This window comes from Alteromonas abrolhosensis, assembly GCF_001953635.1.
Taxonomy (GTDB): domain Bacteria; phylum Pseudomonadota; class Gammaproteobacteria; order Enterobacterales; family Alteromonadaceae; genus Alteromonas; species Alteromonas abrolhosensis.
In genome coordinates, this window is the sequence record NZ_MEJH01000003.1 from 1048659 (window position 1) to 1070580 (window position 21922).

General features: G+C 45.4%; 16 protein-coding genes. 5 read left to right on the top strand and 11 right to left on the bottom strand.

Going from position 1 to position 21922, the window contains the following annotated elements:
* The first annotated feature begins 532 nt into the window (after window positions 1-532).
* On the top strand, window positions 533-3232 hold the full coding sequence (locus BGK61_RS06680; RefSeq protein ID WP_076011773.1) for a TonB-dependent receptor: 2700 nt from the start codon (window positions 533-535) through the stop codon (window positions 3230-3232).
* A 203-nt stretch (window positions 3233-3435) separates the two neighbouring features.
* Window positions 3436-4371: a rhamnogalacturonan acetylesterase gene (locus BGK61_RS06685; RefSeq protein WP_076011774.1), complete on the top strand. Its 936-nt coding sequence runs from the start codon at window positions 3436-3438 to the stop codon at window positions 4369-4371.
* A gap of 167 nt (window positions 4372-4538) precedes the next feature.
* On the opposite strand, the gene BGK61_RS06690 is transcribed toward BGK61_RS06685, so the two are convergent.
* The 11 genes from BGK61_RS06690 to kduD form a co-directional block, all read right to left on the bottom strand.
* Complete coding sequence (locus BGK61_RS06690) at window positions 4539-5510, bottom strand: sugar kinase (protein WP_039225319.1); 972 nt, start codon at window positions 5508-5510, stop codon at window positions 4539-4541.
* Entirely contained in the window at window positions 5507-6082 is a 576-nt protein-coding gene (locus BGK61_RS06695) for a beta/alpha barrel domain-containing protein (RefSeq protein ID WP_076011775.1), read from the bottom strand. Before BGK61_RS06695 ends, BGK61_RS06690 begins: the two co-directional genes overlap by 4 nt.
* The gene (locus BGK61_RS06700) at window positions 6082-7623 is read right to left on the bottom strand and encodes a mannitol dehydrogenase family protein (protein ID WP_076011776.1); all 1542 of its coding nucleotides are present in this window, start codon (window positions 7621-7623) and stop codon (window positions 6082-6084) included. The genes BGK61_RS06695 and BGK61_RS06700 overlap by 1 nt, the downstream gene beginning before the upstream one ends.
* 2 nt (window positions 7624-7625) lie before the next feature.
* Window positions 7626-9041 (bottom strand): glucuronate isomerase, encoded by a 1416-nt coding sequence (gene uxaC, locus BGK61_RS06705; RefSeq protein WP_076011777.1) that lies wholly within the window; start codon window positions 9039-9041, stop codon window positions 7626-7628.
* 11 nt (window positions 9042-9052) lie between these two features.
* Entirely contained in the window at window positions 9053-10543 is a 1491-nt protein-coding gene (locus tag BGK61_RS06710; RefSeq protein ID WP_076011778.1) for a UxaA family hydrolase, read from the bottom strand.
* 209 nt (window positions 10544-10752) lie between these two features.
* Complete coding sequence (locus BGK61_RS06715; protein ID WP_014949874.1) at window positions 10753-11769, bottom strand: LacI family DNA-binding transcriptional regulator; 1017 nt, start codon at window positions 11767-11769, stop codon at window positions 10753-10755.
* Window positions 11770-11914: 145 nt separating this feature from the next.
* Complete coding sequence (locus tag BGK61_RS06720) at window positions 11915-13210, bottom strand: TRAP transporter large permease (protein ID WP_076011779.1); 1296 nt, start codon at window positions 13208-13210, stop codon at window positions 11915-11917.
* Window positions 13210-13695, bottom strand: a complete 486-nt coding sequence (locus BGK61_RS06725; RefSeq protein ID WP_014998737.1) for a TRAP transporter small permease — start codon at window positions 13693-13695, stop codon at window positions 13210-13212. Before BGK61_RS06725 ends, BGK61_RS06720 begins: the two co-directional genes overlap by 1 nt.
* Window positions 13696-13697: 2 nt before the next feature.
* Window positions 13698-14681: a TRAP transporter substrate-binding protein gene (locus tag BGK61_RS06730; RefSeq protein WP_039216576.1), complete on the bottom strand. Its 984-nt coding sequence runs from the start codon at window positions 14679-14681 to the stop codon at window positions 13698-13700.
* 30 nt (window positions 14682-14711) lie between these two features.
* Window positions 14712-15557, bottom strand: coding sequence for a 5-dehydro-4-deoxy-D-glucuronate isomerase (kduI, locus tag BGK61_RS06735; RefSeq protein WP_014998735.1), 846 nt, complete (start codon window positions 15555-15557; stop codon window positions 14712-14714).
* Window positions 15558-15633: 76 nt separating this feature from the next.
* Window positions 15634-16392: a 2-dehydro-3-deoxy-D-gluconate 5-dehydrogenase KduD gene (gene kduD / locus BGK61_RS06740; protein ID WP_014998734.1), complete on the bottom strand. Its 759-nt coding sequence runs from the start codon at window positions 16390-16392 to the stop codon at window positions 15634-15636.
* 178 nt (window positions 16393-16570) lie between these two features.
* Here kduD and BGK61_RS06745 point away from each other — a divergent pair, with 178 nt between their 5' ends.
* The 3 genes from BGK61_RS06745 to BGK61_RS06755 all read left to right on the top strand — a co-directional run bounded on the left by BGK61_RS06745 (window position 16571) and on the right by BGK61_RS06755 (window position 21901).
* Window positions 16571-17800 (top strand): DUF4861 family protein, encoded by a 1230-nt coding sequence (locus tag BGK61_RS06745; protein ID WP_076011683.1) that lies wholly within the window; start codon window positions 16571-16573, stop codon window positions 17798-17800.
* Between the two features lie 437 nt (window positions 17801-18237).
* Window positions 18238-20094: an alkaline phosphatase PhoX gene (locus BGK61_RS06750; RefSeq protein WP_076011684.1), complete on the top strand. Its 1857-nt coding sequence runs from the start codon at window positions 18238-18240 to the stop codon at window positions 20092-20094.
* 64 nt (window positions 20095-20158) lie between these two features.
* Entirely contained in the window at window positions 20159-21901 is a 1743-nt protein-coding gene (locus BGK61_RS06755; RefSeq protein WP_076011685.1) for a hypothetical protein, read from the top strand.
* The last annotated feature ends 21 nt before the right edge of the window (window positions 21902-21922 follow it).

Genomic DNA, 21922 nt, shown 5'->3' on the forward strand with positions numbered 1-21922 from the left:
ATGTAAAATATAGGTTATTTACTTCAACCTCCATCAGTTCATACTTTCTATTTAATCGTGGCTTTTATAATCCATCGCCTTACATTTCAGCATAATGTAAATTTTTTCAACAAAATTGTTGCCACCGGTAGCATAACTGTTTAGGATGTAAACCAAATGTAAAGCTTGAGTGTTGTTTTCGGGGTTTACATTATTGCCGAAGAGAAGTTTTGCTCTAATTAAAATATACAGCTGTACCCTGCAACTCTTCTTATTCAAGGTTTCGGTGATTGACGAGATCACTGTAGAGAATGAATTAGATTTGACGCGTTTTCGCTTCCTTAACAGCCAAGACGTGCTATTGGATAAATGTAAAACATAGGCGGTATTTCATACCGAAATGTTATCCGGTGGCATAAAAGGAAGTGAGATGATTAAATACGAAAAATGTTTAAATTGTGTAAACTCAAAGAGTTTATACACGCTTCACAGGCATTTTTATCGTTAGTCAGTATGCGCGTCTCTTATAAATATAAAAACCGGAGAAACAACAATGTTACCAAAGAAAAAGCAACTCGCTGTTCTTGTTACGCTAGCGTTGTCAGGCGCACACATTCATGCGCAAGAAGCCACAGACGAACAAACCAGTGAAACCGAAGCGCAAAATATGGAAGTCATCGAAGTATCAGGCTTTCGTGGCTCACTTAATAAATCACTGATGGAAAAGCGAACGTCAGTAAACAGCAAAGAATCAATTGTTGCGCAAGATATTGGTAAATTCCCGGACTTAAACATTGCAGAGTCTATTCAACGTGTACCCGGTGTAGCGATTTCTCGTGAAGGTGGGGAAGGGCGTCAAATTACCTTACGTGGTTTAAGCCCTTCGTTTACCCGCACAACACTTAACGGCATGGAAGTACCAGCTAGTACAGACGGGACAGATTCAGGTGGCGGCGTAAACGGCGGCCGCGGCTTCGACTTTAATATTTTTGCTTCTGAATTATTTAATCGTGTCGATATTCAAAAGTCTCCTACCGCCTCTATGGAAGAAGGCGGCATTGCAGGTACAGTTGATCTGTACTCAGCAAAGCCCTTCGATTACGACGGTTTCAAATTCGTTTCATCTCTTCAAGGCGGCTATAACAGTATCACTGAAGAGACTGACCCTCGTGCAGCCTTCATGATCAGCAATCGCTTTGCTGACGACAAAGTTGGTGTACTTTTCTCGGCTGCGTTCTCTGAGCGCACAGTAAGACAGGAAGGCTTTGGTACCGTTCGTTGGACTACACCGGTTCGCGATGGCGGTGGCATTTACGGCGATACATCTAACACTGTTGTTTCCGGCACGCCTGATGTAGACGATTGTCAGTATGAGGGTGAATCGGTAGATCCTATCAACTGTTTGTGGACCCCTCGTCTGCCTAGACCTGACTACTTCGGTAATGATCAAGAGCGTGTGGGTTTCACCGGTTCAATTCAGTGGGCTGCAACAGACAACTTCACACTAACGTTAGACGGTTTAGTGTCCAAGCTTGATAACACCCGTACCATGTATAACTTCTTCCATATGTTCAGAAGTACATTTGAAGAAATTACGCCAACCTCTATTACTGTTCATCCTAATGGTCAACAGGTATTGGCTGGTACTTACGACGGTATCAAATCGCGTATCGAGAGCCGTTTACAGGAATCTACCACTGACTTTAGCCAATTTGTTATTTCTGGCGAGTGGTTTATTGGTGAAAACCTGAAACTTGACATGATGGCTGGCACTGCAGAGTCTGACGCACGTTCAGAGCAATATCGCTACAATATGACGCTGTTGGAAGAAACAAGCTACGGCTTTGACTTTAGCAACAACAGCAACGCGCCTGAAGTGACCTACGGTTATGACGTTAATGACGCAAGTAATTACAACCTTAGCGATGGTCGTTTACGTGCCACTGATGTATTGCGTGAAAACGACACAGTCAAATTTGATGCGACATACTTAGGTGATGAAGTCACGATTAAGGCGGGCTTTGCCTACAACGACCGTGTCGTCACCTATAGTGAAGAGCAAATAAATGGCTTCCCAGATCAAGATTCGGCGGTAGGTTTTGCTGAAATGATGCCGGTAGACGATTTCGGTAGTGGCTTTGATGGCCCTCTTGACCCCTTCCTTGTTGCTGACTTTGACGCCATTAATAGCCAACTGTTAGATGTTGTTTGGACACCGCGTTCTGCACAAAGCTGGCAAGTAGGCGAAGAAACATCGGCCATGTACCTTGAGCTTGATACGAGCTATGAAATTGCCGATATGTTACTTCGTGCTAATTACGGTGTGCGTTATGTGAAAACAACCACAACCTCTGAAGGCTTTATTCAAGGTGAAACGGTACAAATCGAAAACGAGTACAATAACTTTTTACCAGCAGTTAACTTAGCGCTTGAAGCAACCGATGACGTTGTTGTTCGCCTTGGCTTAACGCAGTCAATGACTCGCCCGAGTCTGAACTCGTTGAACCCTGGTAATCCTAGCTTCGACTATATTAACGGCTCAGTGAGTGTAGGTAACCCGTTCCTTGACCCGTTTACGTCAAACAACGTTGATTTTGGCGTTGAATGGTACTTCGATGACGAAGCGCTATTAGCAGCAACCGTGTTCTACAAAGACATTGATAACTGGATTGTTCGCGCATCAGAAGAACGTTTAGTCGATAGCGCTTACTACAACTTTATTGACAATGATGCACAGTTTGACCCTGTGATTGCGCTAGACCCTCGCACTATTCCTTACGAGCACAGCAGCCCAATCAATGCTGAGGACAGAAGTGTAAGTGGTTATGAGTTGATTTATCAGCAGCCGTTAAGTTTCTTACCAGGCCTGTTTGAAAACATGGGTATCGTGTCGAACTATACGCACGTTAACGCTGACGACATCGAAGGTATGAGCGAAACATCGTATAACTTTACCGTGTATTACGAAACAGACCAGTACGGTGCGCGTGTGTCAATCAACAAACGTGATGATTACCTAACAGACTTTTCTGGCAGCAATGGTAACGTTTCACACGGCACGACTGGCCCAACGCAGGTGGATTTCTCGTCATTTTACAACGTGAATGACGAGCTAACACTGACCTTTGAAGTGATTAACCTTACCGACGAGTATGAGCGTTTGTTCACTACCGGTGATGGTTCATTGAACTTAGTTCGTGAGTATAACCACACGGGACGTCAGTTCTTCCTAGGTGCTCGTTATACTATGTAAGAAAACAGGTTGACCAATTAGCTTGGTCCACCTGAGATAATAATTAAATGTTGTGTTCCGTGAAGACGGGTGTGTTTGGCCATCGTAATGATGGCCTTTTTTATGTGCGACAAGGCGACATTGCAGACTGTTCCTGAATGCGTCTATCTGCTTTATCACTTAATTGGAGCGCAACTCTACTAATGTCGAGAAGGAGAAAAGGTGTGAGAAATTCACGTAAACCCGCTACAGGGAAAATATTCAACGCGCTTCGCTACAGTTTTGCAAGCGTCATTGCTGTATCGAGTACTCTTGCATTGGCAGGCCAAGAAAGTACGTCGGTTCTTCAAAGAAGCTACGTGTCTCATTCAAGCACTTTTGTTCTCGCTAGCTCAAATGCTCACATTGCTAAGGAACAAAGTGCTGGAATTGCAGAGAACGAAGGGAGTGGAAAAGCTCCACCCTACAAAAAGCCGGTTACCCTACATTTGGTTGGCGATTCAACCATGTCAGACAAGCCAATGTTGTCATATCCAGAACGTGGTTGGGGGCAATTACTTCCTGAATTCATGCTTCCAAATATAAACATTAAAAACCACGCAGCTAACGGCAGAAGCACAAAGCGATTTGTGGACGAAGGGCGTTGGCAAGTGCTGTTATCTGATCTTTCTGAAGGTGACTTTGTGGTAATTCAGTTTGGACACAACGATCAAAAACAGTCGGACCCCGCTCGCTATGCCGACCCGGAAAATGCCTATCCTGCTTATTTGAAACAGTTTGTGCAAGACGTTGAAGCGAGAGGCGCATCAGTTATTATTGCAAGTAGTATTTGCAGGCGTCATTTCACCGAGGAAGGCGTGTTGAAACGCACGTTGTTGGCATATGCCGATGCTGCGAAGAAAGTAGCATTGCAAGCTAACGTGCCATTTATTCCTATGAATACACTAACCTGTGACTTTCTTGCTCAGATTGGCGAACCTAAAAGTAACCATTACTTCATTAAGGTGCCTGCCGACTTATATACGCGCTACCCTGAAGGTAAGAACGACGACACTCACTTGAATGTAGTCGGTGCTGCAAAAATGGCGCAGATATTCGTGCGAGAGCTAAAAGCAACAGCGCATCCGCTGGCAAAATACGTTTATCGAGACACTCTATAAATCAAATTAACCAAAGTGGTGCGCCAATATATGGTGTGCCGCGCCTATTTAAACTAACGCACTGCAACCTATCTTAGCTAACTTGCTAAGGCATCTTTACCAATTGTGTATGTAGCGAATGATTATTGAGGAAGAGGGAAGAGGGAAGAGGGAAGGTCACATACCGACTATAGCGACGGTATGTGATTAGTGAAGGCATCGCCTGATATAATGGCACCGGGGTAGGTAATCACAGTCGCTGCCACTTTTGCCCCATAGCTCGCGCTCTCGACAGGCTTTCTACCTGCAAGTCGAGCGGCCATATAACCGCCATTAAATGCATCGCCAGCAGCCGTTGTATCAACCACCTGTTCAACACGCTCAACAGGCACAATACATTGTTCTTGTTGACGGAGTATATGAACGCCAACCGCCCCGTTTTTCATCACGATTTCTTCAATCTGTTTGTCGGCTAAATAGCTAAATATTTCATCAGCATTAGTGTGGCCAAACAGCATTAAATGGTCGTCTGCACCTGGGAACGCCAAGTCTGCTTCAGCATATGCCTTACCCGTCCAGTATTTGGCATCTTCTTGAGATGACCAAAGGCGAGCTCGATAATTAGGATCAAAGGCAATCTTACTGCCTTTGGCCTTGAGGGACGAAATTAGTTCGAAAAGTGTAGCGCGCTGTTCGTCATCTAAAATGGCAATAGAGATACCGCTCAAATAAAACCAATCACAAGCAAATTCAGCGCCGTTCATAATGTTGAGCGTCTGTGTTGCTGCAGATTGGTTACGCCAATATGCAAAGGTTCTTTCACCTTCGTTGTCGTTGCGGATCATATACAGGCCAAGGTTACGCGACGACGAGCGAAACACTAAATCAGTGTTAATTTCGTGCTCACCCATTTTAAACAGCAGCTCATCGCTTAAAAAGTCTGCGCCGATCGCCGTTAAGTAACTAATGGAAGATGAAGGCAAGCAGCGTTTTAAATAAACCGCAGTGTTGTACGTGTCGCCAGCAAAGCTTTTCGCCATCAGATTATTATCTGTGTTTTCATCGCGCGTACTAACTGATGACTCACGCTGAGTGCTTCGAAGCTCTACCATGCACTCGCCAAAAATAACCATTCTTTGGTTGGTATCAACTATGCTCATGCCGCAGCCTCATCAAACAATGTTAGGCTTTGTTGACATGCCAAAGTTATAGCTTGCCAATTTTTTGCTTCAATGGCTGCCTTCGGCATCATCCATGTACCGCCTACTGCTCTTACATTGCCAAGCGAGAGATACTCATTCGCGTTGTCGCCATTAATGCCGCCGCTAAGACTCGCAGGAAAGAACTTCATTTCGCGAATGCCTTTTTGGTGCGCCAAAAGAATATCGGCAGGCGTAGCGACGCCCGGCAAAAAGGGTGCATTTGAAGCAATCAGTGTATCGAGCAATGTCTCTGAGCTTGTGGGCGTTATCAAAAATTGCGCGCCTGCATCCAACGCTTCAAATACGTGGTTGCGATTTAACAATGTGCCCATGCCCACAACGAGTTCAGGAAACTGTTTTCTAATCGCTGACAGGGCTTCAAATGCTGCGTCGCTGCGTTTCACTACTTCTATGTTGCACAGGCCGCTATTTGCAATTGCTTCTGCTAGGTGAAGCCCCTCGTCAACAGATTTAGGCTGAATAATAGGGAGTAATGGGGCGCCTTTAAGCATGGAAAAGGTACTTTTCATCACGCGGTTCCTTTTAGTGAATCTAGCGAACTTTCTGTTAACGTAGTGGGAGCAGAACCTTGCTGACCTTCGTTGCTGTTTTCGTGCGATAAAATGTTGCGCAGCTGATTAACTTTTTCGAGCACTTTTTCTTTGAACGTAGTGTTTACCGACAGTTCAGCGAACATGGTTTCAAGAGATAGCAATTTTTTAGCAAGTTCTATTGCCTGAAAGTCTACCGATTTTGCTGTGGCCCTTAACATACTATCTAGCGGGTCAGTGATAGTTTCGTTTAGACGTGCCTTGTTGTTTACAAATAGGCACCAGGCCGCAACGGCACTGCAGAGCAAATCAATATTTCGTTTTGCTTTTAGGTTATCGCGTACTGTGTCGAGAATTCGAAATGGGATTTTCTGTGACCCATCCCAAGCAATTTGCGACAACAGGTGGCGAATATGCTTATTCTCATAGCGCTTAACAATGTCTTGTGCGTAAGCGTTCAGATCAAAGTCTTGTGTTCCGCTATCGGCATTCTCGTTATCACTGGATAGAGACGGAACAATTTCTTCTTTCAACATGGTTTGAATCAGTTGCTTTATGGCTGGGGTACGCATTGCGTCGAATACGGTTTCCTTGCCAAGCAATAACCCTATGTAGGCCAGTGTTGAATGTGTGCCGTTTAGAATGCGAAGCTTAGCTTTTTCAAAGAAGCTCACATCATGAGTAAAAGTAACGCCAACTTTATCCCAAGCGGGTCGTGGGCCAGAAAAATTATCTTCAACCACCCATTGAGTAAATGCCTCTCGCTGAATAGGCCAGTTATCAGTTAAACCCAGCTCAGCGGCAACGTTGGCTTTAAAGCTGTCTTCAGTTGCTGGCGTAATACTGTCAACCATAGTGCAGGGGAAGGCGATGTTCTCGCTGATCCATTGGCCGAGTGATTCGTCCGTTTTATTGGCGAACTCGGTCACCGCTTTTTGCAGCTTTTTACCGTTGTCTGACACGTTGTCACAGCTGATAATGGTAATATCTGCATAGCCTGCCTGCTTACGTTGTGCTAGCGCTTGCACAATTAGGCCAACTGCACTTACCGGTGTTTCTGGCGTGACTAAATCAGCTTTAATATCCGGATGATCAGTATCTAGATGACCTTGCGCATTAAGGCAATAGCCCTTTTCTGTCACGGTAAGCGTCACAATTTTAGTTTGCTTGTTTACCAGTGCAGCAACAATGTCTTCACGATCATTTGCTAATGTAGAAAGGGTTTTAATTGCGCCGATAATGTGGGTTTCAGGCTCGTTATCAACAATACACAACGCATAGAGATTGTCTTGTGTACTCAACGCTTCTTTAAGAGATGCGCTGCGCATTGACACACCGTGAATGCGCCAGTCACCGCCATAAGCCAGCGCCTTTTCGGTATAATACGCTTGGTGCGCACGGTGAAAGGCGCCTGGACCAATATGCACAATGCCACAACCGGTTGCTTCCAGATCGTAATTTGGTTTACTTACGCTGTCACTTAAAAGAGGTAGCGTTGAAATTGATAACGGCTTTGTCATGATTACCCCAGTTTGTACGCTTGTTTAGCAAAATCATAAGTTAGTTTTCTTGCAATGCTGGCCGCTTCTGTTTCACTGATGCGGTGCTCCACAACTAGCTGTGCAAGGAAGCGACAATCAATGCGTCTGGCAACATCATGACGTGCAGGAATAGACAAGAACGCGCGCGTATCGTCATTAAAACCAACGGTATTGAAGAAACCTGCGGTTTCTGTCACTTGATGTCTAAAGCGCAACATGCCTTCAGGGCTATCGTGGAACCACCAAGAAGGACCAAGTTTCAGGCAAGGGTAGTGGCCTGCAAGTGGTGCTAATTCACGGCTGTACGTGGTTTCATCTAATGTAAATAGAATAATGTCGAGGTTAGGCTCGTTACCGTATTTACCGAGTAACGGGCGAAGCGCTTTAACAAAATCTGTTTGCATTGGAATGTCGTGGCCTTTATCGCGACCAAACTGTATAAAGAGCTGACTGTTGTGGTTTCTAAACGAACCAGGGTGAATTTGCATCACCATGCCGTCTTCTACACTCATTCCCGCTAATTCGGTAAGCATTTGCGCTCTAAATAGCTCTTGCTCTTCAGCGTTACTGTTTCCACTTCTTACTTTATCGAATAAAGCAATACACTCAGCTTCACTTAAATCAGCTGTGTTCGCCGTTGGGTGTCCGTGATCCGTTGCTGTTGCACCGTGCTCTCTAAAGACGGCACGTCGTGCACGAATTGCGTTCAGGTAGCCCTGCCAGGTTGCAGTGTCTTCACCGGTGAGTTCACCAAGTTTCTCAATGTTTGAAACAATATCTTCGCGTGAAGCATCGACTACATCATCAGGTCTAAAGGTGGTGATAACCCGCTTTGCCCACGGTGTATCTTTAATCGCTGCGTGATGGGGAAGGGCATCAAGCGCGCCTTCGGTGGTAGCAATCACTTCAATATTGAAGCGGTCCATCAGTGCACGGGGTTTAAAGTCATCCCCTTGAAGCTGCGCAGTGATGTGGTCGTAATAATGCGTTGCGTTGTCGCTACACAACATCTCTCGCAAACCAAATACATCGTGAAATACAGTGTCTAACCACAAACGCGATGGTGTGGCAGCAAATAGATGATAGTTATCTGCCAGAAGTTTCCAAATTTTACGTGGATCCTTTTCCGTTTCGCCGCCGTCCCAACGTGGCACACCAATATCGGTTAATTTAATACCTTGGCTATACAGCATTCTGAACACATAGTGATCAGGGGTGATAAACAACTCGGTTGCATTGGTGAAATTGTTGTTTTGTGCAAACCAACGTGGGTCAGTATGGCCATGCGGACTTATGATAGGGAGATCTCGAATTTCCTTATACAGCGCCTTTGCAACACTTCGGGTTGCTTCATCGGCAGGAAAAAGTCTATCTTCATGTAATAATATCGATTCCATAACGCTCTCTTTTAGAGGGTGACGCCACGTTTCCAAATAGCAATCTCATGGCTGCCATTTTTCTCGTTGCAGGTTTGTTGACCAGATGCCACTGCCAAACAATGTTGGAGTAGCGCTTCGGCACACTTATCAATAGATACGCCTTCCAGAACTTGTCCAGCGTTAAAATCTATCCAATGTGGCTTCTTATTAGCGATATCTGAATTTGACGATATCTTGACTGTGGGTACAGGAAAACCAAGGGGCGTGCCTCGACCTGTGGTGAATAAAACGATATGTGCACCCGATGCTGCCAACGCCGTTGAACTAACGGCATCGTTACCAGGTGCTTGTAATAAACTTAAGCCTTTATCTTGCTTGGGCTCGCCATACTGCAAGATAGACTGAATAGTAGACGTTCCACCTTTTTGAACCGCGCCGAGAGACTTTTCCTCTAGCGTGGTTAAACCGCCTGCCTTATTGCCTGGAGACGGGTTTTCGTAAATAGGTTGATTGTGGGCGATAAAGTAGTTCTTAAACTCATCAATCAGCGAGTTAAACGCCTCGAATACGTCTTTGTTTTTTGCGCGATTCATTAAGAGCTGTTCGGCACCAAACATTTCTGGCGTTTCGGTTAAAATGACCGAGCCACCTAGATTACACATTAAATCAGTAACGCGCCCTACTGTTGGGTTGGCAGTAATACCGCTAAAAGCGTCGCTACCACCGCACTTCATGCCCAACGTTAATTCGCTAGCGTCTATGGGCTCGCGTTTGTCATTAGCCATGACTTTTAGCAAGTCGTAAACTGCGTTTACGCCTTCTTCTAATTCATCTACCACTTCTTGTGCGTTGTAGAAGCGAACCCGATTTGCCGGTTTATCAACGTGAGGCAGTAAACTCTTAAGCTGATTGTTTTCGCAACCCAAGCCTACAATTAACACCGCACCAGCGTTCGGGTGAGATGCGAGAGAGGCTAAGATAGTGCGCGTGTCATCTAAATCATCGCCCAGCTGAGAACAGCCAAAAGGGTGGGTAAATGCGCGGAACCCGTCGCACTCGCTAGCGAAACGGCGATTACATTCGTTGGCAATACGGTCTGCTGTTCGATTTACGCAGCCTACGGTATTGATGATCCATACTTCATTGCGAATACCCACTTTTCCATTTTCTCTTCTGTAGCCCATGAACTGTAACCCAGAAGTAAGATGGTTTTGTTTTGAAGCGGTATTTGACGGCGCGTAAACGTATTGTTCAGTGCCTTTTAACTTAGTCTTTGCGTTATGGCTGTGAACATGTTCGCCGGGGTTAATTTGACTTATTGCAGCACCAATGCTGAAACCATATTTTACGATGTCGCAACCGTCTGACAGGGTAACTAAGGCAACTTTATGGCCAGCAGGAATGTCTTGGCTAACTGTAATGTCATATTCAGCGATGTAAGTGCCAGCCACGATAGGGCAGGTTGCAACCGCAACGTTATCGTTATTATGCACTTTAACTAGTTGTGTTTTAACGTCCATTACAAGTCCTGCTTTATCTTTACGGCTTATTTAACTGCTAAGCGTTGTTAAATAAGCACTGTGTATTTAAAAAGAGCGATAGATTAGAAAACGTTGCTTTTCACGCCCTGTTTACAAATTGTTTATTTTTAACATTCTTTTTTATTGTCGTGCCACCGGTGGCATAATAGGTCGAAAAAGAAGTGTTAGCAACACTTCATTGTAAAAAATCACACTTTTTTGATTGAATCGCGAATAATTAGGTGAGGTTTGACCAGATACGTTTCGGTTTCACTAACTTCACTGCCTTCGATATGAGCAATGATTTTACGTGCTGCGATAGCTGCCATGTCCCCAACGGGACGTTGAACGGTTGTCAGAGCAGGAATGACGCGAGCGGCAAGTAAGTTGTCATCGAACCCAGCAACGGAAAGTTCGTCTGGCACGGTAATTCCCATTTCGTGGGCTACTTTTAACACACCTGCCGCCATTTCGTCGTTGTTCGCAAAGATAGCTTTAACTCGTGGCGACTGAATGAGTAATTGGCGCGCACATTCGATACCGCTTTCGAAGCTGTTTTTACCTTCAATTACTCTGTTTTTAGGAACATCGACACCTAAACCGTTAAGTGTTTCAACAAAGCCTTCTAAACGTTCTTTCGATGAATAGTACTGTTGAGGACCGCTAATAATACCAATATCTTTATGACCCAGTGACACCATATAGCGTGCTAAATCACTTAGCGCCGCTCTGTCGTCACTGACGACAATATTTTGATGGTCGTCCAAATCTACTGACGCCATCCGAACATAGTTAATGCTCTTTTGCTGCAGGGCGTCTGCCAGTAGCTTAGATTCGGATACCGGTGGCAATATGATGACACCATCTATGTTTGAACGACGTACGAAGTTGATGCAGTCTTCTACAAACCCTTCAGCGTTGTAACTGCAAGGGTGGACAACTAACTCATAACCCTTTTGAGAACATATGCTTAACACGCCTCTTTGTACCTGGTCGATATACAAGGCGTCGGGGTTGTCATAAATCAAGCCTATCAAGTAAGAGCGGCTAGTACTTAAGCCTCGCGCTTGTTTGTCAGGGGCAAACCCCGTTTCTTGAATGACCGCTTCAATGCGCTCACGTGTTGCCTTACCCACATTGGTCGCACCGTTAATGACACGTGACACGGTACGTTTCGATACCCCTGCTAGGGCTGCAACATCATTGATAGTCGGGCGCTTGTTCATAATTCTCTGTTTTTCCGCGCTATTATGTCGTTACTTCCGATATTACCACACAAATCAGGGCAATATGTTTTTGTTACTCAAAAGTGAAAGGTCATGTGATCAGACTACGTCAGACCACATGATTCACTTTTATATTTCTTTTTTACTAAAACCCTAATGCACGAGGTAGCGCTTCGCTGAACCAAGCGACATAAGTGACCAGCATAAGAACAACAAACATAGCTACATACAAAGGAATAAGCGGTCGAATGATGTTCTCAAGTTTGGTTTTGGCAATGGCGCAGGTTATGAAAAGTACTGCGCCAACGGGCGGAGAGCACAATCCAATAGACAGGTTGAGTACTAGCATAATGCCAAACTGAAGCTCGCTCATGCCAAGCTCTAGCGCCACTGGTAAAAAGATGGGCGTAAAAATTAGTACGGCTGGTGTCATATCTAAAAACGCACCAACCACAATGAGTAACAGGTTAATTAGAAGCAGAATAAGTAAAGGATTATCGCTCACAGACAACAGTGCATTACTTAAGGTTTGCGGAATGTTCTCGAACGATAAAAGCCAAGACATGGCGGTAGACGCCGCAATAAGCAGCATAACAATGGCTGTCGTTTCCGCCGCTTTTAAGAAAATGTCAGGTAAGGCTTTCGCTTCTACTTCTTTGTAAAACACCACGGCTAATAGTAACGAGTAAACCACTGCAATGGCGCCTGCTTCAGTAGCGGTAAAAACACCGCCCACAATACCACCAATAACCAGAATTATTAGGAACAAAGAGGGAAGGGCAGCGACAGTTTTCTCAAAAACAACGTTAAGTGGAAGTCGTGGTGAAAGCGGAAATCCTTTCATTTTGGCATAAATAAAGCACACTAGCATAAGCGCTAATCCAACCATAATGCCCGGTATATAGCCAGCCATAAACAAGGCCGCGATAGATACCCCGCCACTGGCGATGGCATAAACAATTAATATATTGCTTGGCGGGATTAACATACCCGTGGTCGATGCAGCTGCGGTGACAGCAGCACTAAAATTAGGCTCGTAGCCAGCCTTTTTCATTTCGGGCAGCATAAAGCTGCCTATTGCAGAAGTGGTCGCTACTGCAGACCCTGAAATTGCACCGAAGAGCATACAGGATACAACATTAACTAAGGCAAGACCGCCAGGTAGGGCACCAATAAGCGCCATTGCACATTCTATTAATCGCTTGGCAATGCCTCCTCGCCCCATGATAAGCCCTGATAGAACAAAGAACGGGATGGCCAGTAGCGCAAAACTATTGAGTCCACCTGCCATACGCTGGGCAATAGTAATGGTAGCGGGTGCAATGTCCATGCTCATTACCATAGCGAGTAACGTTGCTACCCCTATGCTAATTGAAATAGGAACGTTTAATAGGAGTAATACGAAAAAGGCAACGACTAAGATAATACCGGTCAGTTCCATTACGCTGACTCCTTATTGTTGTTTCGCCACAGCGTAGTAATGTTTACCAGTGCATAGGCAATGATAAGGCCACCAGACAGGGGCAGCACACTATAAATAAGGCCCATTTTTACACCCAGAGCCGCCGAGATTTGTTCTAATTCTAGGGTGAGAGACACAAGCTCGGAACCACCGTACACCATCACTAATACACAGAAAATAATGACGATAATCTCAACGCAGGTGAGTAATAATCTTTTTACTTTACGCGACTGGCGCTCAACAATTAAGTTGAAGCCTAAATGCGCATTTTGACGATACGCATAGGCAGCACCTAATATGCCAATCCAAATTAATATGAATCTAGATAATTCTTCAGTGATTGATGCTGGGTCTTTAAGTACATAACGCGAGACCACTTGCCAAATTACAGTAAGTAAAATACTCACCATGGCTGCAATAAGGGTACCTGCTAAGGCTTTGTCGATGAGGCGTATTATTGTCATTGTTACATCGCTTTAATTTGCGTTATTAAGTCGCCAATCGGCGTACCTTCGAAGCTCTTATGAAAAGGCTTAACTGCTTCAACGAAAGGCGCTTTGTCAGGTGTAATAACCGTGACACCTTCGGCTTTTACCTTTTCTAACGAGGCTTGTGTGGATGTTTTCCAAAGTTCACGTTGGTATTCAACGGAGTCTTCCATAGCTTTGGTTAACCAGATTTTCTGCTGCTCATTCAAGCTTTCCCAAACTGGGAGGGATGCCAGCATGACATCTGGCACACTGGTATGCTCATCAAGGCTGTAGTAGCGGGCAATTTCATAGTGACGTGAAAGGTAGTAGCTTGGCGGGTTATTCTCAGCACCGTCTACCACGCCTTGCTGAAGCGCTGTGTAAAGCTCTCCCCAGGCAACGGGAGTCGCTGCGCCTCCAAGTGCACGAACTGTTGCAACCGCAGTAGGACTATTTAACACGCGAATTTTTAGCCCGTTTAGATCGCTCGGCGTTTTTATTGGTTTATCGTTAGTGTAAAAACTGCGGCTACCTGCATCGTAATAGCCTAGGCCTTTAAGACGGAAATCCTCAACACCAGAAAGCAAATCATTGCCCAGATCGCTGTTTAATACTCGCCAGAAGTGTTCGTTATCGCGAAAAATATAGGGAATACTAAATATCTTCATTTCCGGTGCAAACCCTTCCAGAGGGCTTGCAGATACTTTAGTCATAGCGAGTGAACCAATCTGCAACAGTTCTACCATTTCTCGCTCAGTACCCAGCTGGCTACTTGGATAAATCACCACACTCATTGTGCCGTCAGAATAGTAATCTAGACGCTCTCCTAGATATTCCATCGCCTTGTGTACAGAGTGCTGAGTGTCTAAGGTATGCCCCAAGCGCAACACGGTGACTTCACCTTGCAATTCATTTTGAGAACACGCCGATGTTAGCAACAGCGCTGTGGCAGACAGTGTGAGTTTTATATACCGCAACATAATCATTACACCTATTTAGAGCAGGGCTGCTTAGCGCAACTGTGAAGGTGGAAACTTGTCCATATCATCGTAATCAAGGTTTTCACCTGCCATTCCCCAGATAAATGCATAGCTTCCAGTACCCACACCACAGTGAATTGACCAAGGTGGCGATACTACGGCTTCTTCATTCGCAACGAAAATGTGACGAGTTTCATGAGGTTCGCCCATGAAATGACATACTCGGCTTTCGCTGTCCATATCAAAGTAAAAGTACACTTCATTGCGTCGGTCATGCTGATGAGCTGGCATGGTGTTCCAAACGGAACCCGTATGTAGACGCGTTAATCCCATCTGAAGCTGACATGTATCGACAACAGTATTGATAAGTAACTGTTTGATATCGCGTTTGTTGGAGGTTTCCTGGCTTCCTAGATGAAGGACATTTGCATCTTTGCTGCCTATTTTTTTGCATGGGTAGGCATGATGAGCTGGCGCTGAATTTAAGTAGTACTTGGCGGGATTAGACGCGTTGTCTGACTCAAATATTACTTCTTCATTGCCTTGGCCGATGTATAAGGCTTCTTCGTTATCTAAATGGTAACTAGTGCCTGAAACTGTAATGGTGCCAGGTCCGCCGATATTAATCACACCTACCTCACGGCGGGCGGTAAAAAATGGCATCTTTAGCTGATCTTCAATGGTTTCTAGCGTTAGCGCTGACGTAGTCGGTACGGCACTTCCGAGCATAAAGCGCTCGTAATGGGTGTATATCCAAACGACTTCGCCTTTTGTCATTAGAGTGTCGACTAAAAACGCGTCGCGCAGTTCTTGCGTGTTGTAAGCGTTAGCCTCTTTACGACCTATTGCATATCGGGTGTCTATTTTCTTGCTCATGTCTTTTCTATCGCTCATGGCTCTCTCATCGCTCATGCTTTTTTTGTCGCTCATGACTGTATCCCCCATTCGTTAATTAACGTGCCAGAAAGCCGCCGTCGACGGCAAGGATATGGCCGTTAACGTAATTGCTGGCTGCGCTCGCAAGAAATACCGCCGCACCTGCTAAATCATCACTTTCCCCCCAGCGATTAGCTGGAATGCGGGCACAAATTTCAGCACTGCGCTTTTCATCATCTTGTAGTGCTTGGGTGTTATCAGTTTTAATGTAACCGGGCGCAATCGCGTTCACCTGCACATTGTATTGGCCCCATTCGTTTGCAAGCGCTTTGGTAAGACCCGCAATGGCATGTTTACTTGCAGTGTAAGCAGGAACAGTAATGCCACCTGTGTAACTCAACATTGATGCAATGTTGATGATCTTACCTTGACCACGTTCTACCATTGTCTTACCAATAGTCTGGCTAAGTAGGAAAGCTGAATCGATGTTGACAGCAAGCACATTCCGCCATTCCTCGAAAGGGAAGTCGGTAGCTGGCGCTCGAAAAATAGTTCCGCCGTTATTCAGCAATATGTCGATGTGACCCTTAATGCTTAATGCATCCTCGGCAAGTTTAAGTACAGCGTGAGGCTCGGCGAGGTCGGCGTCCAACGCCATAGCTTGTCCACCTTCACTTTGAATTTTACGTAGCGTCTCATCACAGCCACCTGGTCTAGAACTGGCACAGATAACAAAGGCACCAGAAGTAGCGAGCGCTAAAGCAAGCGCTTGTCCTATACCCCGACTTGCTCCGGTCACTAATGCAGTTTTACCTTCAAGGCTAAAGTTGACCATGTAATTTACCTTTCACTAAATGGTTCATTGGCGTGCCGAATTTTATCGACATACTAAATTGAAAAATCTCGTTAACAAAATTTAAAATAATTGCCACCGGTGGCATTTGTCAATATATTGTTTATAAATATCGTAAATTAGTTAAACACTTTACCAACCGATGGAGAGCATAAAAGTGATGAAATTTAGTAAGATAGGCCTGGTTTTAGTGCCATTTCTGGCAAGTTGCTCACAGGGTGAAATAAATTCGGCATTGTCTGTTGAGGTTAAAAATTCAGCAGGTGGTGGCAGCGGAGAGCAAGTCGTCGAAATTTCACTTCCTGCTCAATACGCAGGTTGGAAATTAAAACAGAACGCGTCTGAGTGGGTAGAGAACAGTGAGGGTAAATCTGTTTTACTAGGCGCTGTTTCAGTGGCACCAGGCGCTACTGCGTCACTCGAACTTGTACCGCCTGAGCAAGTGTCTAGCGCCTATGTTCAAGACAGAGCGCACGCTGAGCTTTCCGTAAGAACGGGTGGAAAATGGGAAGACGCGGCGTATAAGGCTGAGGGTTTTTCTTTTGACGAAGTCACTTCGTTCACGTCACCAGCTCAATTAACCGATCACTCCTATTTTTTGCGTTATGAAGGGCCAGGTTGGGAATCCGATCAAATGGGTTATCGTCTTTATCTCGACTGGCGCAATGCGATTGATGTCTTTGTAAAAACCAACGACAGCGTAGTGTTACCCGAAGTTGGGCAAGACGGCTATGACAGCTATCACGCTTTATCTTCATGGGGCGGCGATGCGCTAAAAGTCGGCAAATCGCTAGGAGTTGGTGCGTTAGGGCGCCTTATAGAAAATGAAGTTCAAGGCTTCTCTTCACAGTCAGTCATGCATTTTCAACACGTCGAGAATACGCACTACCAGTTAGTTTCAAACTCGCAACTGCGGGCTGAATTCGAGGTAGCCTACGAGGGATGGTCGTCGTCTGAAGCTAAAGCAGACAGTATTGATGTTACTACTCACTACCGTATTGATGCGTTTGACCCAACGACCCACATCAGTGTCTCTGTATCGGAGCCTTCGGATAACATTGTCGCAGGTTTAGTAGCGCATGATGGAATGCAAGTGATTAAAGCCGAGCAAGGCGAGTGGGGCGTGGTAGCCACCTGGGGAGCCCAAAGCATTTTGGCAGATGATGATAGCTTAGGGCTGGCGCTTATTTATCGATTAGACCAAGTTGAAAAGGTATTCGAAGGTGAATACGACCACCTTGTTTCGTTTAAACCCTTAACGAATTTAGACTACAAAATACTCGCGGTCTGGCCCAAGCGTAGCAGCGATATACAAACAGCCGAGCAGTTCGAAGACTATCTGGTTAATAAATTAAAAGTGTATAGTCATCCGCTTACCGTGTTGAACTAAGCTTTATCGATTAATAGTGTTAACGGGTTGCGGCGAGATTCGCAGCCCGTTGATTATTCCAATCCATTTATCGTCTATTTCCCCCCAAGTTTTCAATTGTTTACCTTTTCACTCAATAACATTCTCAGCTGGAAACCCTTGAAGCCCAGATTAGTTAGGTGCAACAAAAAATTCATAAACTGACTGAGTGGTTTAGGTTTTCTTGATTATGTATTCAATAACCTCAATGATTACAGCGACTCGGTGAACGTTCTCCTACGTTTTATTTCTTCGTACAACCTTCCTTTGTAAACAAAGCTTCATTTTGGTGTCAACTTGCTGTCACCGGAATGTCACAAATGTCCTCCAGACTTTTTGCCCGCTAAGACCGTTTACTGAGGTAAGCTTTCTGCTTGCCTCCACTCAACATCGAAAACAAGTATAAGCAAGGAACCATAATGAAAAGCGAAACTCTTCGTGGAATAAAGTATTCAGCGATAGCATTGGCTGTAACACTAGGAATGACTGCCTGTTCACTAGAAGGTGACGATGGCGAAGATGGCGTTCAAGGCCCGGTGGGAGAGCAAGGCCCAATAGGAGAGCAAGGTCCAGTAGGCGAGCAGGGTCCTCAAGGTGATAGTGCAGGTACGCTAACACGTATCGCTACGGTTCCACTTGGCGCAGAAGTAACAGGCATATTCTTAACCGACGAAGGTGATTTATTTTTTAATGTTCAGCACCCGTCGGGCACTAATGCAGCAACAACCAGTGTAAATGCAATGCCTATCAACACAGGTACAGTGGGCGTGCTTGCCGGTGCTAACTTCAATAATCTTCCTGTTACATTACCAAATTCACCTGTTCCAAGCTCAGATGAAGAAAAAGAGCTGGTTATTTCCGCTATTGGTCAATATCAAGTTCTCGGGCAAACGGGCGACACTTTCGGTACTGACCTACCAGAAGGCTTAGGTCACATCTACACGTTGGATGGCGAAGAGTTGGTTCTTGAAAATGACATGCCTGACTTTAACGGCTTCATCTCAACCGCCGAAGGCGAAGGTTACCTTTTCTCGAACTGGGAAGAGCTGCCTGGCGGTATGAGCCGCATGAAAGTTGAAAAAGACGAGTTTGGTATGTGGGAAGTAACTGAAGCCATGATGCTGGATTTCTCGCCTGTGTGGGGAACGGCGGCAAACTGCTTTGGTTCAATGTCACCGTGGGGTACACCGCTTACTTCTGAGGAGTGGGTTGTTGATTCGGCGGTGGATACGACAACATCACCAAGCTGGAATAACCCAGAGGCGGTTGCTACAGATGCGCGCTTAGGTCGTATGTGGCAAATGACGGCGCCAGATGCGCCAAACCCTTACAACTATGGCTACATTGCGGAAGTAACAGAACCGTTGGCTGATGAGCCGGTTATTGTTAAGCATTTTGCGATGGGCCGTTATGAGCACGAAAACTCAACGGTCATGCCTGACGGCAAAACGGTTTACCTTTCTCAAGATGATACGGGAGGCGTACTGTTTAAGTTTGTCGCAGACACAGCTGAAGACTTATCTGCAGGTACCCTCTACGGCGCTAAGCTTACTCAGGATGCAGGTCAAAATGATCCAGCAACTACTGGCTTTGCGGTTGAATGGGTGGAATTAGCCAGCGGTGACAACCTGACTATTCGCGCATGGATTGATGAATACAATGGAATTGGTACCGACGATTACGTAGATGGCCAAAGCTCTTACATCACTATGGCCGACGTTCAGGCGTGGGCTGATGGCGATGCGACCTATCCAACAGTAGAGGAAGGTGGCTCTAGCGTAACTGCAGGTCAACCTATGGATAACCGCGTTGCGTTCTTAGAAAGCCGTGCGGCGGCCCGTCTCAAAGGGGCTACCGCAGAGTGGAGAAAACTGGAAGGTATCTCAATCAACCAGAAACGCGCAAAAGAAGCGGTTGAAGGTGTAGATACTATCGAAGGTGAAGTGGTACAGAATGCTTACCTTTACATCGGCATTGCAGATATCGACAACACAATGATCGACGGTGAAGGCGATATGCAGCTTTCAACTCGTGTTAAAGACTGTGGTGGCGTTTATCGTGCCAAGCTTGAAGAAGGCTACAACATTTCTCGAATCGAACCCGTAGTAATGGGTGGGACATACCGTTCAAGCCTAACCGGCGCGGAGCGTTGCGACGTTGAGCAGCTATCTCAACCCGATAACGTAGTGGTGATGAACGACGGCCGTATTCTTATCGGTGAAGACGGTTTCCAAGAAAACAACACGCTGTGGATGTATGAGCCAGCAGATAAGTAAGTTTTCTTTTTAATTTAAAATTTGCCGGGTGTTTATACACCCGGATTTTTCCGTTGTGACGATTATGAAAATGTTAAAAATAACTTCAGGTGTAGGCATTCTGCTTTCACTACTTATCAGTGCAGGATGTACCGAGGACACGGGGGCTGATGTAAGCAATCAGTCAAATTACGACCTAAGCTCATCTCGCTACACCGATGATGCACAAGCGCCTTCATCTACTCAGAAAAAGACCGACAGCGCGCACACTTACCCTTATCAAGAAGGCGATGCTATTCCCGCTCTGGCATATATTGAACACAATGAAGTGTATAACCCTGAATCGGTTATTCCTCCCCAGTGTTACACAAAAACGGAAGGCGTTAACAACCCGTGTTACGCATGCCATCAAAGTTACGATTCAATGGAAAAGCGTCCTAATCAAATGGGTGATGGCACGCTACAGGGTAACTACGAATTTTCTGATGTAGGGTTAACAAACAGCTGGAAAAACCTGTTTATTGACCGTACATCACTAATTGCGGGCATTGATGATGCCACGATTAAGAAATATATAGCGCAAGACAACTATACCGATTCGCTTAACAATGACGCCATGCCAGATTACATGCGTATTGAAAATTTGAGCGCTGCTGCCGAAGCGTTTGACGGCGACGGTTTTGCTAAAGATGGCAGTGGATGGGTGTCGTATAATTACAAGCCATTCCCAAGTACCTTCTGGCCAACTAACGGGTCAACCGGCGATGCGATGATCAGGCTTCCTGAAAGCTTTCAAACGCTAAAAGGCGAGTATAATAAGGCTATCTATACACTGAACCTAAGCTTGGTTGAAATGGCGCTTAAAGAGCTGGATACGTTAACCGTGGCGCCGGTCAACGAATTAGCGTTGAACCTTGACGTAAACCAAGACGGAAAACTAACTAATTCAGTGACTGAAATCGCTCGTTTGTCGCATTATGTTGGTGACGCAAGCGATGTTCCGCTAGCGCACATGCTTTACCCCGAAGGTACAGAATTCTTACATACCGTGCGCTATATTGGCGTGGATGAAAACGGAAATATTTATAACGCGCCGCGTATGAAAGAAGTGCGCTACATGAAAAAACATATGTTTAGAAGCAGAGAAAGTTTAGCGTCTGCCTATTATGCGGAAGCAAAAGATAAGCATTTTGAAAAGCTGCCTCAAACCCGCTACTTAGGTGAAAAAGGGATAGACAACGGCTTTGGCTGGACAATTAATGGCTTCATTGAAAATGAGCAGGGCGAACTTCGCGCGCAGCACGACCAAGAGCTTGCTTTTTGCAATGGCTGTCACAAAACCGTTGGGTCAACCTTTGACCAAACATTTTCATTTGCACGGAAAGTACCTGGAGAAGCGGGGTGGGGCTATATAAACCTGCGTGAAATAGAAGATGTGCCAAATATCAACGAGGAAAAAGGCGAGTTTCTCACTTACATGGAGCGCGTAGGCGGTGGCGATGAGTTTCGTCAAAACGGTGAAATGCTGGCGAAGTGGTTTGATGAAAAAGGCATGGTTAAGGCAGAAGAAGTGCAGCGTGCTAATTCAGTATACGACATCATTACCCCTTCTCCCGAGCGTGCCTATGCGTTGAATAAGGCCTATTTAACGATAGTGAAAGAGCAAAGCTATTTGTTTGGACGTGATGCAACGATAACCGAAGCAACTAACGTGTTGAGTACTATTGATGCCAAACAGCCACCGCTTAAGTCTGAACATCGTTTCAAGTGGGATATGCGCCTGAACTGGCAACAAGAAAAAACAAGCGCTATTGCAGAAGCTCGGTAGCGCTTGTTTATTTAGCAGATA

Coding starts and splice junctions, on each gene's coding strand:
- BGK61_RS06680 (WP_076011773.1), top strand. CDS start 533: ATGTTACCAAAGAAAAAGCAACTCGCTGTTCTTGTTACGCTAGCGTTG.
- BGK61_RS06690 (WP_039225319.1), bottom strand. CDS start 5,510: ATGAGCATAGTTGATACCAACCAAAGAATGGTTATTTTTGGCGAGTGC.
- BGK61_RS06695 (WP_076011775.1), bottom strand. CDS start 6,082: ATGAAAAGTACCTTTTCCATGCTTAAAGGCGCCCCATTACTCCCTATT.
- BGK61_RS06700 (WP_076011776.1), bottom strand. CDS start 7,623: ATGACAAAGCCGTTATCAATTTCAACGCTACCTCTTTTAAGTGACAGC.
- uxaC (WP_076011777.1), bottom strand. CDS start 9,041: ATGGAATCGATATTATTACATGAAGATAGACTTTTTCCTGCCGATGAA.
- BGK61_RS06710 (WP_076011778.1), bottom strand. CDS start 10,543: ATGGACGTTAAAACACAACTAGTTAAAGTGCATAATAACGATAACGTT.
- BGK61_RS06715 (WP_014949874.1), bottom strand. CDS start 11,769: ATGAACAAGCGCCCGACTATCAATGATGTTGCAGCCCTAGCAGGGGTA.
- BGK61_RS06720 (WP_076011779.1), bottom strand. CDS start 13,210: ATGGAACTGACCGGTATTATCTTAGTCGTTGCCTTTTTCGTATTACTC.
- BGK61_RS06725 (WP_014998737.1), bottom strand. CDS start 13,695: ATGACAATAATACGCCTCATCGACAAAGCCTTAGCAGGTACCCTTATT.
- BGK61_RS06730 (WP_039216576.1), bottom strand. CDS start 14,681: ATGTTGCGGTATATAAAACTCACACTGTCTGCCACAGCGCTGTTGCTA.
- kduI (WP_014998735.1), bottom strand. CDS start 15,557: ATGAGCAAGAAAATAGACACCCGATATGCAATAGGTCGTAAAGAGGCT.
- kduD (WP_014998734.1), bottom strand. CDS start 16,392: ATGGTCAACTTTAGCCTTGAAGGTAAAACTGCATTAGTGACCGGAGCA.
- BGK61_RS06745 (WP_076011683.1), top strand. CDS start 16,571: ATGAAATTTAGTAAGATAGGCCTGGTTTTAGTGCCATTTCTGGCAAGT.
- BGK61_RS06750 (WP_076011684.1), top strand. CDS start 18,238: ATGAAAAGCGAAACTCTTCGTGGAATAAAGTATTCAGCGATAGCATTG.
- BGK61_RS06755 (WP_076011685.1), top strand. CDS start 20,159: ATGAAAATGTTAAAAATAACTTCAGGTGTAGGCATTCTGCTTTCACTA.